15 protein-coding genes and 1 pseudogene are annotated in these 14922 nt (G+C 64.3%); 8 read left to right on the forward strand and 8 right to left on the reverse strand.

The window, feature by feature from the left end; genetic code table 11:
• Positions 1-7: 7 nt before the first annotated feature.
• From ACRC20_RS06215 to ACRC20_RS06225, 3 genes are read right to left on the reverse strand one after another with little or no spacing between them, the layout of a single operon-like run.
• Positions 8-994, reverse strand: a complete 987-nt coding sequence (locus ACRC20_RS06215; RefSeq protein WP_438685484.1) for an amidohydrolase family protein — start codon at positions 992-994, stop codon at positions 8-10.
• A gap of 12 nt (positions 995-1006) precedes the next feature.
• On the reverse strand, positions 1007-2329 hold the full coding sequence (locus tag ACRC20_RS06220) for a PQQ-binding-like beta-propeller repeat protein (RefSeq protein WP_438685485.1): 1323 nt from the start codon (positions 2327-2329) through the stop codon (positions 1007-1009).
• Entirely contained in the window at positions 2326-3390 is a 1065-nt protein-coding gene (locus ACRC20_RS06225) for a glycerate kinase family protein (protein WP_438685486.1), read from the reverse strand. The genes ACRC20_RS06220 and ACRC20_RS06225 overlap by 4 nt, the downstream gene beginning before the upstream one ends.
• Positions 3391-3492: 102 nt before the next feature.
• Between ACRC20_RS06225 and ACRC20_RS06230 the strand changes: the two genes are divergently transcribed.
• A complete protein-coding gene (locus ACRC20_RS06230) occupies positions 3493-4239 on the forward strand; it encodes an acyltransferase (protein WP_438685487.1) in 747 nt (248 codons plus the stop codon).
• Here the strand turns inward: ACRC20_RS06230 and ACRC20_RS06235 are convergent.
• Entirely contained in the window at positions 4236-4691 is a 456-nt protein-coding gene (locus ACRC20_RS06235; protein WP_438685488.1) for a helix-turn-helix domain-containing protein, read from the reverse strand. The genes ACRC20_RS06230 and ACRC20_RS06235 overlap by 4 nt on opposite strands.
• Positions 4692-4960: 269 nt before the next feature.
• Between ACRC20_RS06235 and ACRC20_RS06240 the strand changes: the two genes are divergently transcribed.
• The 7 genes and pseudogenes from ACRC20_RS06240 (at position 4961) to ACRC20_RS06270 (ending at position 11236) form a co-directional block, all read left to right on the forward strand.
• Positions 4961-5347, forward strand: a complete 387-nt coding sequence (locus tag ACRC20_RS06240) for a hypothetical protein (RefSeq protein ID WP_438685489.1) — start codon at positions 4961-4963, stop codon at positions 5345-5347.
• Complete coding sequence (locus tag ACRC20_RS06245) at positions 5344-5637, forward strand: hypothetical protein (protein WP_438685490.1); 294 nt, start codon at positions 5344-5346, stop codon at positions 5635-5637. Before ACRC20_RS06240 ends, ACRC20_RS06245 begins: the two co-directional genes overlap by 4 nt.
• An 8-nt stretch (positions 5638-5645) precedes the next feature.
• The gene (locus ACRC20_RS06250) at positions 5646-6779 is read left to right on the forward strand and encodes a hypothetical protein (protein WP_438685491.1); all 1134 of its coding nucleotides are present in this window, start codon (positions 5646-5648) and stop codon (positions 6777-6779) included.
• A gap of 9 nt (positions 6780-6788) precedes the next feature.
• Positions 6789-8219: a recombinase family protein gene (locus tag ACRC20_RS06255; protein ID WP_438685492.1), complete on the forward strand. Its 1431-nt coding sequence runs from the start codon at positions 6789-6791 to the stop codon at positions 8217-8219.
• Between the two features lie 141 nt (positions 8220-8360).
• Positions 8361-8597 (forward strand): transposase, encoded by a 237-nt coding sequence (locus ACRC20_RS06260; RefSeq protein ID WP_438685493.1) that lies wholly within the window; start codon positions 8361-8363, stop codon positions 8595-8597.
• 38 nt (positions 8598-8635) lie between these two features.
• Positions 8636-10339 (forward strand): annotated as a pseudogene (locus ACRC20_RS06265) (zinc-ribbon domain-containing protein); the annotation flags it as partial.
• 132 nt (positions 10340-10471) lie between these two features.
• The gene (locus ACRC20_RS06270) at positions 10472-11236 is read left to right on the forward strand and encodes a zinc-ribbon domain-containing protein (protein ID WP_438685520.1); all 765 of its coding nucleotides are present in this window, start codon (positions 10472-10474) and stop codon (positions 11234-11236) included.
• A gap of 14 nt (positions 11237-11250) precedes the next feature.
• On the opposite strand, the gene ACRC20_RS06275 is transcribed toward ACRC20_RS06270, so the two are convergent.
• The 4 genes from ACRC20_RS06275 to ACRC20_RS06290 form a co-directional block, all read right to left on the reverse strand.
• Complete coding sequence (locus ACRC20_RS06275) at positions 11251-11472, reverse strand: hypothetical protein (RefSeq protein WP_438685494.1); 222 nt, start codon at positions 11470-11472, stop codon at positions 11251-11253.
• 2 nt (positions 11473-11474) lie between these two features.
• Positions 11475-12905 (reverse strand): replication initiator, encoded by a 1431-nt coding sequence (locus ACRC20_RS06280; RefSeq protein ID WP_438685495.1) that lies wholly within the window; start codon positions 12903-12905, stop codon positions 11475-11477.
• Positions 12902-14284 (reverse strand): FtsK/SpoIIIE domain-containing protein, encoded by a 1383-nt coding sequence (locus tag ACRC20_RS06285; protein WP_438685496.1) that lies wholly within the window; start codon positions 14282-14284, stop codon positions 12902-12904. The genes ACRC20_RS06280 and ACRC20_RS06285 overlap by 4 nt, the downstream gene beginning before the upstream one ends.
• A 101-nt stretch (positions 14285-14385) precedes the next feature.
• On the reverse strand, positions 14386-14769 hold the full coding sequence (locus ACRC20_RS06290) for a hypothetical protein (RefSeq protein WP_438685497.1): 384 nt from the start codon (positions 14767-14769) through the stop codon (positions 14386-14388).
• Positions 14770-14922: the final 153 nt, after the last annotated feature.

A 14922-nucleotide genomic window follows, 5' to 3' on the forward strand; every position in this document is an offset into this window, starting at 1 on the left:
GGCTGATCTAGAGGGGCGCGATCCTCAGGATCCGCTCCGCGTTGCGATGCGCGATCTTGGCCTTGTCCGCCGGGGCGAGCGGCAGCGCGTCGAGGAACCGCACGGCGGGCCCGGTGTGCTCGTAGGGGTAGTCCACCGCGAACATCACATGGTCAACGCCGATCTCGTGGACGGCCCCGATCAGGGCCGCGGGCGAGCACACGCCGCTGGTGGTGATGTAGATGTTGTCGCGCACGTACGTCGAGGGCGGCTTGGAGAGCCTGCTGCGCTCGCCGAGCAGGTGGTGGGGCGAGTCGAGCCGGGCGAGCTGGAACGGCAGGAACTCGCCCATATGCCCGAGGATGAGCTTCGCGCCGGGATGGCGCTCGAAGACTTTGCCGTACACGAGCCGCAACGCGTGGCCGCTGGTGTCCGCCGCCCAGCGATGCGGGGCCCAGGCCAGCTCCGGATACCCGTCGTGGACCTTCCACTGGTCGTCGGGGCCTGCCATGTGGGGATGCAGGTAGAGCGGCACGTCGAGGCGTTCGAGCTCGGCCCACACCGGGTCGAACTGCGGCTCGTCCAAGTAGTGGCCGAGCGTCGGCCCGTTGACCAGCGCGCCGTTCAAACCGAGCTCCTCGACGGCCCGGGCGAGCTCGCGGACCGCCGCGTCGGGGTCTTGCAGCGGGAGGGCGGCGAGGCCCGCGAACCTGGTCGGGCGCTCGGCGACGACTTCGGCGAGGAAGTCGTTCGCGCGCCGCGCGTCGTCCACCGCGACCGCCGGGTCGGGCTGCGCCTGGATCCCCGGCGAGGTGAGGGAGAGGACCTGCATGTCCACCCCGTGCTCGTCCATGTCCGGGATGCGGTATTCGGTGAAGTCGCCGATCCGCTTGTTGATCCGCGCCAAGAACTCGGGCCCGACGACCTGGGCGAACCCCGAGCCGGAGCTTTTGGCGGCGGGGGGAGTCCGCAGGCCGTCGAGCCAGAAGGCCTCCTCCAGCGCTATGGTCCGCATGCTCTCTCCTTACTAGCCCAACGCGACGAGCTGCCCGCCGAGGACGAACACGAGCTGGCCGCCAGGGGCGACCGAGATCCCCGGCGAGGGGCCGGGCGGCAGGCCGGGCAGCTCGGTCGTCGAGCGGGTCGCGCCGGTGCCCGCGTCGAACCGGAGCAGCGCGGAGCCTGCGCCGCCCGCCCCGGCGACCAGGACGAAGCCGTCGTCCGCCCCGGCGAAGGTGGCTGGCGAGAGGCAGCGCACGTCGTCGCGCTTCCAGAGCTGCCCCTTGTCCGAGTACGCGGCGAGCCCCGCCTGCGCGCCCGGGTCGGAGCCCGCGCCGACGACGACGGCCCCGCTCGGGGCCTCGGCCAGCACGCCTGCCCCGCCCCGCCCGGTCGGCGCGCTCCACAGCGCCGCCCCGTTGTCCAGCCTGCGCGCCGAGACGAAGCCCGCGCCGTCGGTCGCGACGACGGCGCTGCCGTCGGCGCTGATCACCGGCATGCCCAGCGGGCCGGGGTGCTCGGCCGTCGCCCGCCAGTCCACCCAGAGGGTTTTGTCCCCCGCGTTGTAGCGCAGCCCGACGAGCTGCGCCGCCGCCGCGCCCGGCGGCCAGAAGCTCAGCACGATCCTGCCCGAGCGGGCGTCGTAGGCGGCGGGGGAGGCGACCGGGCAGCTCGGGCCGTGCGCCGCGCAGTCGGCGAGGCCCTGCGCCGCGTCCGCCCGGTTCTGGACCGGGACCAGCTCGATGGGCGCGCTCACCGTCCGCCCGTTCACGGCGTCGAGGACTTCGACCTGCCCGAGGTGGGTGACGACGAGCAGGTTCCCGTCCCCGGTGAACCCGGAGCCGACCGGCGACCCCAGGACCGGGTCGCTCCACTTCACCGAGTCGTTCTGGGCGAGGGCCGCGATGCTCCCGGCCTGCCCGAGGTAGACGGTGTCGAATTGGTCCGCCAGCGGGGTCGACAGCTCCACGCCGAGGTAGCGCCGCAGGCACCAGCGCTTGCGCCCGTCCGCGACGTCGAAGGAGAACGTGTTGCAGCCGGACCCGGTGAGCGCGGTGGCGCCGACGAAGCCTCGGGAGGAGACCGACGGCTGGGCGTAGCCCTGCCCGAGCAGCGGCCTCGACCAGAGCACGGCGAGCTTGCCCGGCGGCGTTTGGCCCACGCGCCCGGAGTTGTGGCTGTCCGCGCGGGCTCCCGGCCAGCCAGCGGAATAGGCCCGGAGCACCCACGAGTCGTCCTGGCACGCGGCCAACCCGCCCGCGAGCAACAGCAAAACAAGAATCCGGCGCATCGTGTCGAGCTTACTGGCCCTGCTGCCTTGGATCTCATCCGCCAGAAACAGCAGGGTCACTCCCATGCTGTCGCGACATGCGCCGCCAGCGCGCGCAGCTGCGTCTCGGCCTCCGAGATCGCGAGCTCGACCGAGCCCGCGAACTCGCTCACCGAGTACGCGGCGGCGAGGCCGGCGGCGGCGGTCTGCTCGGGGGAGAGCCGCACCTGTCCCGCGAGCGCGAGCGCCCGCGCCCCGGCCCGCGCGGCCGCTTTCGCGAGGGCGGAGACGACTTTGCCGTGCGCCGACTGGTCGTCGAGCCTGCCTTCGCCGGTGATCACCAGGTCGGCGCCCGCGAGGAGCGCGACCTGGCCGGTCCGCTCGGCCACCAGCTCCGCCCCCGAGCGCCGCGAGCCGCCCAACGCGAACAACGCGGCCCCGAGACCGCCCGCCGCCCCCGCGCCGGGCAGGGCGGCCACATCCCGTTTGACCACGCGTTGGAACTCGGCCGCCGCCGAGGACAGCCGCGCCTCCAACGCCCTCACGGTCGCGGCGTCGGCCCCTTTCTGCGGGCCGAACACCCGCGCCGCCCCGGACGGCCCCAGAAGGGGGTGCTCCACGTCGGTCGCGGCGATCAGCTTCACCCCGGCGAGCAATGCCGGGGCCTGCGCCAGCCCGCCGAGGACGGCGAGCATCCCGGCTCCGGCGTCGGTGCAGGCCGAGCCGCCGAGGCCGACGACGATGGTCGTCGCGCCGTAGTCGAGCGCGTCCACGATCAGTTGGCCGACGCCCCGGCTGTGCGCGGCGAGCGCGGTCTCGGGGGTCGGGGGGCCGTCGAGGAGGTGCAGGCCGCAGGCCTGCGCGCATTCCAGATAGGCGACCAGGTGGTCGGCGTCGCCGACCGCGTCGATCAGCCAGTGGGCTTTCACCGGGGCTTCGAGCGGGCCTTGCACGAACGTGGTCTTGCGCGAGCCGAACCGCGTGGCGAGCACGTCCACAAAGCCGGGGCCGCCGTCGGACTGCGGCAGGAGGACGAGCTGGTCCGCCGGGCGGGCGGAGCGCCAGCCCTCGGCGATGGCCTCCGCGGCCTCGGGCGCGGAGAGCGTTCCGCCGAAGGAGTCCGGAGCGATGACGACTCGCATTTCCGGAGTCTACATTCCCGCTTCCGGCAGGTGATCTTCCGTGCTGGAGTTTCCCGGCCAAGTGGAGCGGGGACCGCGCTTTGCTTTACTCTTTTTCCCGATATGACGAGCATGTGGAACGCACCGCTCCGCGAGCGCTGGCGCGGCGAGCGGCTTCGGGATCCGAAGCAGGCGAAATTTCTGACTCTGGCCTCGCTGCGCTGGGTGCTGCGCAACCGCGCCTACACGCCCTGGTACCTGGTGCGCTACGCGCGGTTCGCGAAGTTCAAGCTCCTGAACCCGCATGTGGTCACCAGGGGGATGGTCTTCCTGGGCAAGGGCGTGGAGATCCACGCGACCCCCGGCCTCGCGCGCCTGGAGATCGGCAGATGGGTGCACATCGGGGACGGCAACGCCATCCGCGCGCACGACGGGTCGCTCAAGATCGGGGACAAGGCGGTCTTCGGCAAGGACAACGTCGTGAACTGCTATCTCGACATCGAGCTCGGCGGTTCGGTGCTGGTGGCGGACTGGTGCTACATCTGCGACTTCGACCATGTCATCGACGACATCACGGTCCCGATCAAAGACCAGGGCATCGTCAAGGGCCCGGTGCGGATCGGCCCGGACACCTGGATCGCGACCAAGGTCAGCGTGCTGCGGGGCACCATCGTCGGACGGGGCTGCGTGCTCGGGGCGCACGCCGTGGTCAAGGGCGAGATCCCCGATTTCGCCATCGCGGTCGGGGCCCCTGCCAAAGTGGTGAAGAACCGCAAGGAAGCCTGGGAGGCCCGAACCGCCGAGCGCGAGGCGCTGGCGAAGGCGCTGGCCGATATCGAGCGGAAGAAATCGAGCGGCTCGAACAGCTAGGCCGGGGCGCCGGCAGGTCGGTCCCGCGCCCGTTGCCACGCGGCCGATATTTCCGTGACGCTCACGCCCAGCAGCGGCGCGAGCGTTTCCGCTCGTTCAGAGCTGAGGGGGGTGCTGCCTCGCTCGAGGGTCGAAAGCGTCGTCGTGCTGATCCCCGCTGCTTTCGCAAGCTGGGGTTGGGTGAATCCGGCGAGCACACGCAGATCGACCAGGGTGCGTTCTTCGGCGCGGACGACGACAACTGCGCTCACGGGGGTCTCAAGCACATTCAGGGCGGCGACGAGTTTATCTATATTCGGTTTGACCTCGCCGGTCTGCCATTTGCGTAGCGTTGACTCGCTGACACCGGAGAGCCGGCTGAGGTCGTGGTTGCTGATGCCTTTGCGTTTGAAGCTGAGGCGGGCTTTTGTGAAGCGGTGGCGGTTGAAGCCGCGCAGTACGCGACGGCTCACACGTCGCCGTTCTGCCGGTCCGATCCCATACGCCCATGCTCCGGGCGCAAACGCTGAGCGTCATTATGACTCGAAATAGTTTACCGATCCAAATGAGTGAAGAAAGGTTGCGTGATCCCGGTTCTAGGCGTAGATTCCGCATAACACGCGGTATGACCGGGTACCGCGAGACACTGGAGGAGCCGAACGCATGGACCGCATCGCCTGGCGCGGGGTGAGCGACCGTGCCTAGCTATGAGCAGTATCTAGCGCGGGGCTACAGCCAGGCTGTGGCCGAGCAGCTGGCGGAGCAGGACGAGGCGGACCTGGCGCAGAGGGCGGTGGAGATGAACGCGCGCATAGCGCCGCCTCCGCCGCCGTCGAACCCCGCGTTCTGGTTCGAGGACTCGAAGCCTCCCGCTCGGCCGGATAGGGTCGCGGAGGGGACGGGGCGGTTCGCGGACTTGGACCGGATGGCCGAGACGGAGAGGAACGATGAGGCGCTGATCGAGCAGCGGGTGACGGCGTACCGTGAGAGCCTGCCCCCAGTGGAGCCGAACGACACGGTGGAGCACGGCGGCTTGAAGATCGCCGTGTATCTGGACGGCAAGGCCCGTGAGGTGAACCGCCGCGAGGCCGAGGTCGAGAAGATCCAAGAGGGAGGACGCAGAAAATGAGGCTGGACGTCGAGAAGACCAGGCAGGCCGGTCGGGAGGTGCTGACGGCGAAGGACGAACTCCAGGGCGACGACACTCCGGCTTCGCTGCGAACAGCGGCGGACGGTATGAAAGGTCTCGCGCTGCAAGACGCGTTGAACGCGTGCGCGGAGGGCTACGAGGGGTTCAAGACGCGGTTCGGGGACGAGCTGGACTACATCGGGCATTCGGTGATCGCCGCCGCCGACGGCGTGGAGATGACCGACGAGGCCGCGAAAGCCTCTATCGAGAAGCTGGACATCCCCGGGTGAGCGGGCCGTTGACCCGAGCCCTGCTGGACGCGCTCAACCCCGCCGTCTTGGGGGAGCTGGCGCAGGCGATGCGGACGAAGGCGCAGAAGTACGAGCCGGAGCAGTCCCAGTTCCCGCGCCGCTTGCGCTTTCCCGGCGGTGGTGAGGAGTTCACCGGGCGAGCCTCGGACGCGCTCCAACAGCGCGCGGGGCTGGTCGGTCGCACCTACGGGGACACCACGCACATTCTCGGCAACGCCGCTGGCCAATTGGACCAGGCGCAAGGCTTCATCGCCGACAGCAGGAAAACGGCGCGCGACTTCATCCAGGGTGTTGAGGACAAAGACGTCACCCTCGGAACGAACGACGGGAAGATGTGGAACTGCGGCAAGCCGTTCCAGGTCGCGGACGACTTCGCCGTGACCGTGAAACCGGGATCTGTCCCGTCGGGAGCGCCGTACCAGATCGGGCAGCTCGTGCAGATGATGGCCGACACGTTCGCCGAGGATGTCAAACGCCTCGTGGCGCAGCTCGAAGACCTCGGCACCACGTGGGCGGGGAAGATCAAAGATGCTTTGGACCTCTCCAAGCTCGCGTTGAACCCGAAGGGGCAGCCCTACGCCCCGTACGATCCGCGCAAGAACGCGCACGAGCTGGCCAAGGCCATCGCGGACGGTGTCAGGGACGTCCCGTCCGACCCGAGGGAGCTCAAAAACCTCTGGGACCAGCTCAGTGAGACCGAGAAGAACGAGATCTACGCCCGCCACCACGACATCGGCAACCACAACGGCATCCCCTTCGACCCCGAAGACCATCGTGGTCGCGACTACTACAATCGCAAGAACCTGAAAGACATCATCGAGCAGAAGCAACGCGAATGGGACGCGCTGCGTCTGAGCCAGCCCATGGTTCCCATCGGAATGGGCCAAGGCGAGCAGTATGAGAAAGACTGGGCGGCCTGGCAAGAGAAATGCAAAACCGTCCAGCACGAACTGGACGGGTACAGGAACGTCCAAGCGACCCTTGACCGGAGCCTCGACCCGAAGACCGGGCAGCAGGACCCCAACAAACCGCCGCGCTTCCTCGGCCTCCTGGACGAGAAGGGGCATGCCGCGCTCTCGGTCGGCAACCCGGACCTCGCGTCCAACCTCGTTACTGCTTAATATGACCATATGAGTTCTGATACTCGGGTCGTGAAGTCCGCAGCGGTGTACGCGCGGATTTCCGCTGATCCGCACGGGCAGGGGTTGGGCGTGCAGCGACAGTTGGAGGACTGCCGGAAGCTGGCCGCGTCGCGCGGATGGATAGTCGGCCAGGAGTACGTTGACAACGACGTGTCTGCGTACTCAGGCAAGGAGCGACCCGCCTACGCGCAGATGATCTCGGACTTGGAGGCCGGTTTCCGTGACGCGGTGATCGTCTACAACCTAGACCGCCTACACCGCCGCCCTTCAGAGCTGGAAGAGTTCGTCACGCTGTGCGAGTCCGCAGGGGTGCGGGATGTCGCGACGGTGACGGCGGACATCGACCTCGGCAACGACGACGGGTTGTTCATGGCGCGGATTTTCGCGGCATTCGCAGCCAAGGAGTCCGGGCGCAAGTCGGCGCGGATGAAGCGGAAGTGGGAGCAGACCGCCGCTGCCGGACAGCCGGGCGGGTGGGCGAGGGCGTTCGGATACGAGCCGGACATGATCACGGTTCGCGAGTCGGAGGCCGTGGTGCTGCGCGAGGCCGTGGAGCGGTATATCGCAGGGGAGTCGATCTACTCGCTGGCGAAGTGGTTGAATGAGATAGAGGTTCCTACTCCAAAAGACGGTCAGTGGAGCGGCAACTCGTTGCGCCAGGTGTTCGTCTCGGGCCGGATCGCGGGGCTTCGGGAGCATCGGGGGCAAGTGGTGGCCACGGCGGTGTGGGAGCCGATCATCACCGTCGAGCAGCGCGAGCAGGTCTTGGCGAGGCTTGCCGTGCAGCGCAAGCTTGGTCGCCGCACTCCGCGCACGCACCTGCTGTCGGGGCTTTTGACGTGCGGGAAGTGCGAAGCACCGCTGTACTCGCACTCACGCGAGACGGTCACATCCGGGGGCAATAAGAAGAGCCGCCGCTATATCTGCCTCTCCCGTCCCGGCTGGAAAGGGTGCGGGAAGCTGGCCGTGGTGGCGAACCCAGTGGAGGAGCTGATTGTGGAAGCGGTGCTCACCCGCCTGGACTCCCCTGCGGTGGCAAAGGCAATGGCCGGTCGAGAGAACGAAGACCAAGAAGTCACAGTCTTGTCGGAGAAGCTGGCCGCCGATCAGCGCAAGCTTGAGGAGTTGGCGGGGCTGTACGCGGATAACGCGCTCACCGCTCGGGAGTGGATCGCAGCGCGCAACCCGATCCAAGCCCGCATCCGGGACACAGAGCGCCAACTCGCCCACTCCACCGGCAACACGGCGCTGCACGGGTTGGCTGGCAAGGGCGGCGAACTACGAGGCCAATGGGCGGATCTGCCCTTCGAACGCCGCCACGCCATCGTGAAAGCGGTGCTTGACCACGCCGTCATCGCCCCCGGCAAAGGCGGCTGGGTCTTTGACATCAACCGAGTGCGGCCACGTTGGCGCGTGTGATGGAGCCAGTCATCGCCAGGCAGATACTGCGATAGTTAATCCTCTGTACATCGAAAAAATATTGATTGATTGACGTCTAATCCCGGATGTCCTATGGTGAAAGCTGCATACATGATCTCGGATTAATAGGAAGGAACGCCCATGCCACGGGGGTATTCTGCGGATTTCCGTTCCAGAGCGGTGGAGCTGGTCCGCTCAGGAGTGCAGCCATCGACGCAGGTCGCTAAGATTTTCGGCATAGCGCAGAGCACTTTGCGTTCGTGGGTGGCCGCAGACATTGAACGAGAGCAAAGGGAGCGCACCATTAGCATGGAGCATCATGAGATAACCGATCTTCGCGAGCGGATGCGGGAGATCTCAAAGCTGGTTCTCGGATGACTGTTAAGGTAAAAATACCAGATCCAGGAAATTCTCTCATGGAGAAATGCCCAGAAGTCGTGCCAGACTGGCATCCTGAGTTAAACGGGGATCTAACACCGAAGGACATTTCTTACTCCAGCAAGTACAGAGCATGGTGGCTAGGAGCAGTGTGCGGCCATGTTTGGGAAGCCAGAGTAAACAGTAGGTCCCAAGGTCACGGTTGCCCGAACTGTGCCATTCTGGACAGAAGCATCAAAAATAGAATTCCGAAACCGGGGGGCTCACTTGCAGAGCGATACCCGGAGGTAGCAGCAGAATGGCACCCGGCCTTAAATGGTGACTTGATGCCATCCATGATTGGCCACTCCAGCAACAAGAGAGTATGGTGGCAGTGCAAAACGTGCGGGGAGGCATTGTCGGTTGCGGTATGCCACAAGATTAAAGGACGTTCATGCCGAAGATGCTCAATCAAAGACCGCGCTACTCCAAAGAATGGCAGTTCGCTTGCTGATCGTTTTCCTGAGATTGCCACAGAATGGCATCCAGAGAGAAATGAAGGAGTAACTCCTGATGCAGTAAGCTTTGGAGCGAATCAAAAATTCTGGTGGAGATGCCAGCACTGCGGATACGAGTGGAAAGCCCTTGTGGGAAATAGAACAAGGGGTGTCGGATGTCCGCCTTGCGGGCTACGGTCAAGCAGTCAGCTCAATAGCATCCCGAAGCCGGGGCGTTCACTTGCGGAGCGGACCCCAGTTATTGCCGCAGAATGGCATCCCTTGCGAAACGGAAGCCTGACACCAAATCACGTGAATAATAGCAGTGGCTCCAAAGCGTGGTGGCTCTGCAAACGATGCGGGCACGAATGGGAAGCGGTTATAGCGAGTCGAAGCAGTGGGCGAGGATGCCCACCTTGCTCCAGGGTGAATAAAAGTGCTAGATTCAAAGGCAAGACTTCGAGTGAAATAAAAAATGAATACGCTTTGGAGAGGGAGGACAAGCTACGGATTAGCGCTAACTGTATGCCCGAAGCCTCCATAATGGGAAATCGCAGATCTTCTGATCAGAAACAAACCCTCGAATCCTCAGTTTTCTCGAATTCCATTGAGAGAAAGCCTCCGAAAACGGGGTGCACGTTACAGGATCGCGCCCCCGATATCGCGCTTGAATGGCATCCCACATTAAACGGGGTATCGGCGCCAGATGATTTCGGCTATGCTAGCAACAAAAAGGCATGGTGGCTGTGTTCCGTCTGCGGTCACGAGTGGCATGCGGTTATCGGCAGCCGCACGAGAGGGTGCGGCTGCCCTGTATGTGGACGTAAACGAGCTGGACAGCGGAATGCTACCCCTCGGCCTGGGGAGTCCCTCGCCGAGCGGTCCCCTGAGCTTGCGGCAGAGTGGCACCCTTCGCTGAACCTTCCTATCACGCCAGGTGATATATCGGCAAAGAGCGGCAAAAAGGCGTGGTGGATTTGCGCTGCCTGTAATAACGAATGGCAGGCGGTGATCGGAAGCCGAGCAAAAGGATACGGGTGCAGACGATGTGCGGGCCGGTTGCTGGCATCGAGGCTCAGGGTACCAAAGCCTAAGCGTTCCTTGGCGGAGAAGCATCCTAATTTGATCAAAGAATGGCACCCTGTACTAAATGGCGAGTTGACTCCAGATCGGGTAAGCGGTACCAGTGGGCAAAAAATCTGGTGGCTCTGCGAAAAAGGGCATGAATGGCATGCATATGTAAATAATAGGATTCGATCCGGATGCCCCAAGTGTTCTTTATGGGGAACGAGCAAAGAAGAAATTCGACTCAGGTGCGAGCTAGTGGCAGCGGGGGTTCCCATAGACGGCAACCAGGAGATCTTTGCCCCAGGCGCACGAAGATCTCTCCATTGTGACATGATCGTATCGCGATGGAAGGTCATCTTGGAATTCGATGGTAATCGTTTTCATAAACAAAAGTCTAATATTTTGAAAGACGAGAATAAGACCAGAACTCTTTCGGCGCTGGGATGGACCGTTATTAGAATTAGAGAGGCGCTTCCGTTAATCGGTGAAAACGATGTAGTGGTACCTATTTTTTCGAATGCTTTAACTCGTGCGAAAATGACACTCAAAAAGCTTTACGAGCTTGGTTTCGAGGCTGATCGACTCCAAGAGTATCTTATTGCGGATGAGCCATGGGGCGCCGCGGAGGCGGAGCGATCATTCAAACGCCACCTAAGCCGATCTCTGAAAACGGAAAATCCGAGCCTTGCAGAAGAGTGGGATTCGGTTAAAAATGGGGATATTACTCCAGGCGATGTGACACCAGGAAATGCCTATAAAGCTTGGTGGCGATGCAAGCAGTGCTCCCATAGCTGGAAGGCTGCTGTGTATAGTCGCTCAAATGGATGCGGATGTCCGGTTTGCGGCAAAGAGTCTTCAGCTCTTGCGCGAAACGCCCCTATGGCCAATCGATCTTTAGCAGCTATATTTCCTCAAGTTGCCGCAGACTGGCATCCAGACAGGAACGGTATCTTAACTCCAGAATCTACTGGCGCCTACAGTCATAAGGAGATTTGGTGGCTCTGCTCCACATGCGGCCACGAGTGGGCTACCGAACTTCGCAGAAGAACCCGTTACCGATCCGGTTGCCCGTTTGGTTGCGGCAAGCCAGACTGATCACAATACGATCATCATGCCGCTAGCTGAGCAATCTGTGTGAGCGAACGCTGCTGAGGGTATTTACTGGTTTTGGTCCGTCGCCCTAAGAGCACGACGATCTGATGGACGATACCGAGATCGGTGATGATCACTGGCACCCCTTGTCTCTCGCAGGATGCGGCGAGCCAGGTGTCGAAGCATGCGCGGTCCACCCCTGCGATAGTTTCCGGCGGTTTCTCGATCTTGCGGCTCACTGCTACCCCCAGCTCTGCTGGTCGCTGAGCGCATCGCGGGCGACATGTTGGCTCTCGCGTTGCTGGGCAGATTTGGTGAGGGCGAGCACGCGGTCTCCGATGGTGGCGTGCCCGATCCGTCGAACTTCCCAATCGGTCGAGTCTCGGCTCTGATCGGCTTCTTCCGGCTCTGCGATGTCGTCTTGGCGTTGGTCGGTGTGCCAGGCTGCTCGTCCAGCTCGGAGCTTGGTCATGGTGGTGGAGTAGCCGCGTGATTTAGTGGCGATATGGCCCCTGTAGCCGAGGGTGTGCAGCCAGTCGCACATGCCGTCGTTGTCGGGAATCGCAGAGAGCGAGACGAGCGTATGGAGAATGCGTTTGACGTGCTCGCTCGCGGCGAGATGCTCGATAGAGGCCGGGGTGATCCTGACGGGGCTCACGCCGATGTCGACAACGGATTTGGTGACGTATTTCGCGAGGTATCCGGCGATTTTCCGACTTGTGATCCCTTCCGTATTAGGGATGTCGGGTTCGATGTGCTGCGCGTCGATCTGTTTCCCGAATCGCGCCGCGCGGGCTTGCTTGGTTCCGTCGCTCGCGGGGACGGAGACTTCGCTCGCGGCGCGTCTGACCAGTGCAGCGAGGTCGTGCGCGGTGAGCCGGGTGGCAGGCGGCCGGAGCGCTTCTCCTACCGGTGCCGCCGCGTCGAGACGGATCACGGCGTGCAGATGCGGCAGTCCACGGCGTTGGGGCTCTGCGATCTTGACGAACATTAATTTAATGTCGCCAGGGCGTTCGCCCATGTCGCGGAGCCGTTGGGCGAGCAGACGACGCAGACGGATGGTGTAGCGTCGCCAGAGCTCGGGCAGATTCCAGGAGAACAGGGCGTGCCCTGTGTGGTCGTAGCAGTCCAGGCACAACGGCTCGCCGAGGATCGGATCGGTTTTGCCGTGCCGCATGTCGCACCAGACGGGGCGCTTGTGCGGGCAACGCCGCCGCCCAGCCCAGGCGTGGTGGTGGCATTGACCGTCCATCCTCGCAGTGTGGACTTGGCCGAAGCTGGGAGCAGTGAGCGTGGCGAACACTCTCGGGTGCAACGCCACGGTCTCGGGGATATTGTGCCGCCCGCCGAACAGGCCGGCGTGGACGAGCTGGTACACGTCGCCGCCGTAGAGCCGGGAGCAGGACGGGCAGACGGCGGCGCGGCGGTTGTTGCAGCGGGAGAATGCCACGAGGGATTTCCCATCGTCATCGGTTCCGGCGAGCTGGACCGGGCAGGCGCACCATCCAACCGAGGAGGCGAGGGCTTCCCAATCGCCGTAGCCGGGAGAGGCGGCGCGGCGGAGCATCTGTCCGAGCACCGCCTCTCCCTTGACCGCTTGGCGCATGCCGGGAAGCTCCATGCCGGGGATCTGTATCTGCGGCATACGGCCTCGCGCGTTCGGCGTGCTCATCGCCCACCGGCCTGTTTCTTTGCGGCGAACGCTTGCGCCAGCCGGTCGATCATCTGATCCGAGACGTGGAACGCCCGCACTCTGGTGGTCTCCGCGTGCTCTTCCTCCTGGACGTATCCGACGCCGGGGGTGGACTCCGGTATCAGGTCCGCGAGCGCCCCACGGTCTCTGGCGGCTTGGCCGAGCACCATCGCGGCTTGCGTGGGCTCCGAGAGCCGCAGGGCGATCCGGGTCGGGAAGAGCTGGCGCACGGACAGGGTTTCTTTCGAGGGGTCTTGCACAGCGGCGAGCACGGACACGCCGACCGCGCGGCCTTGGGTGAGGACGAGGCCGAGCAGCTGCTCTATCTCTGCCTTGACTTTTCGGTCGGTCTGATAGGTGGTCAAGGACGCTATCTCATCGACCACGAGCAGGATCAGTGGCTCGTCTTTTGTGGGGACGTGCTGGCGCGTGCGCCCGCGCATCCGTTCCGCTCGGTCTGTCATCGTCCGGGCGGCGTCGCGGAGCAGGGTAAGAGCCGCTTCACCGTTGTCGTGTGCGAATCTGGCAAACATCGGCGCACCGGCTCCGAACTCCATCCCGCCTTTCGGATCGATCACCCACACTTGTGCCCTGCCTTCCCACACCACGGGGGACGCGGCGACGAGCAGGGACCAGAGCACCGAGCCTTTCCCGGCTCCCGTAGCTCCAGCGACCAGGACGTGCCGTCCGAGGAGGCGTAGCGTCCACGGTCTGCCGTTCTCGGCGACTCCTACCGGCAGCGCCAGAAGATCGGGGGCTTTTTGCGGCGTGGGGACCGGCACGATCTGCGCCAACGAGTCTGCGCGATGGACCTGGATGACGACCTCTCCCGGCTTGGTCGAGCGGACCACGAGCCGTGACGCGCCGAACGTGTGCGAGAGCGCATCGGCCTGACGCTGCCAGTCCGCCACCGACTGACCGGCCAGCAACCGCACCACGAGGGTGTCCGTCGTCTTGGTGATGCCGATGGCCTGCAGCCGGGGCACGACGGTCTTCCCGTCGAGCTTGGCCGTCAAACCGCTCATCTCCATCACCACGGCCCAACGCCGCTCATAACGGGACCACTTGCGCCAGCGGACCGCCATCGGCCACCACACGACCGAGCGGAATGAAGCCGGGTGCAGAAAACCCCACGCCGTGTAGGCGCACAGCAGCACCCACGCCGACAGCCCTCCCAGCCGGAGGCCGTATTTGACCCCGATAGCCAGGGCCAGGACGACAGGGGCGCTGACCGCTGGGAACAGCACTGCCCACTTCAAAAGATAGAACAGAGTTGTGCCCACAGCGGTGAGCACGTCTTCGAGCAAAGCGTCGCCCGCGCTCTGCTCCTTGGGTTTGTTGTTCGAATTGTTCGCCATGATCAGCGACACCTGAGCCTTTCAAATCGAAGAGAAGTAAGTCGAAGGACGGGGCAGCCGGACCCCGGAGTCACGGAGCCCGGCTGCCCCGAGAGGAGTGACTACGCGGCGGGGCGCACTGGACCGGAGGAGCCGCCGCTTGGCGAGGCAGGGCGGTTCGGGGTGATGATCCCCGCCACCGGGTCCCCGGCCGAACGGATGGACTCCGCGCGGAACGCCACGCCGGAACGGCCTTCTTGGCTCCACGGCAAGGCGGTCAAACCCTCCACCTTCACCGGAGAGCCGACGACGACGTTCGGCTGTCCCGCGACCGTGATCGCGACGACCTCGCCCCCGGAGGAGTCGAGCGCCATCACCTGCACCTGCCACAGCGGCAGGCCGGTCTCCCGGTCCAGCCTCGGCGCTCCGGTGTTGTGCGCCGTCCGTTGCTCCGGCGCTTTCGTGCAGAAAAATCCGACGCCCTCGGTGTCGATTCTCAACTTCATTTCCGTACCTGTTCCTTTTATCCGTCGCCCGTTTCAGATGAAATTTTCGGGCTCTGATTTATTCGCTTATTCGGCGAACGCGACTCGTTTCGAGCCGCGCATAAACAGGTCTACCGGCTGTTTTTTCTCGTCTAAATAGCTTCTCTTCATCTT

The sequence above is a fragment of the Segniliparus sp. genome (genome assembly GCF_051660745.1).
Lineage (GTDB): Bacteria > Actinomycetota > Actinomycetes > Mycobacteriales > Mycobacteriaceae > Segniliparus.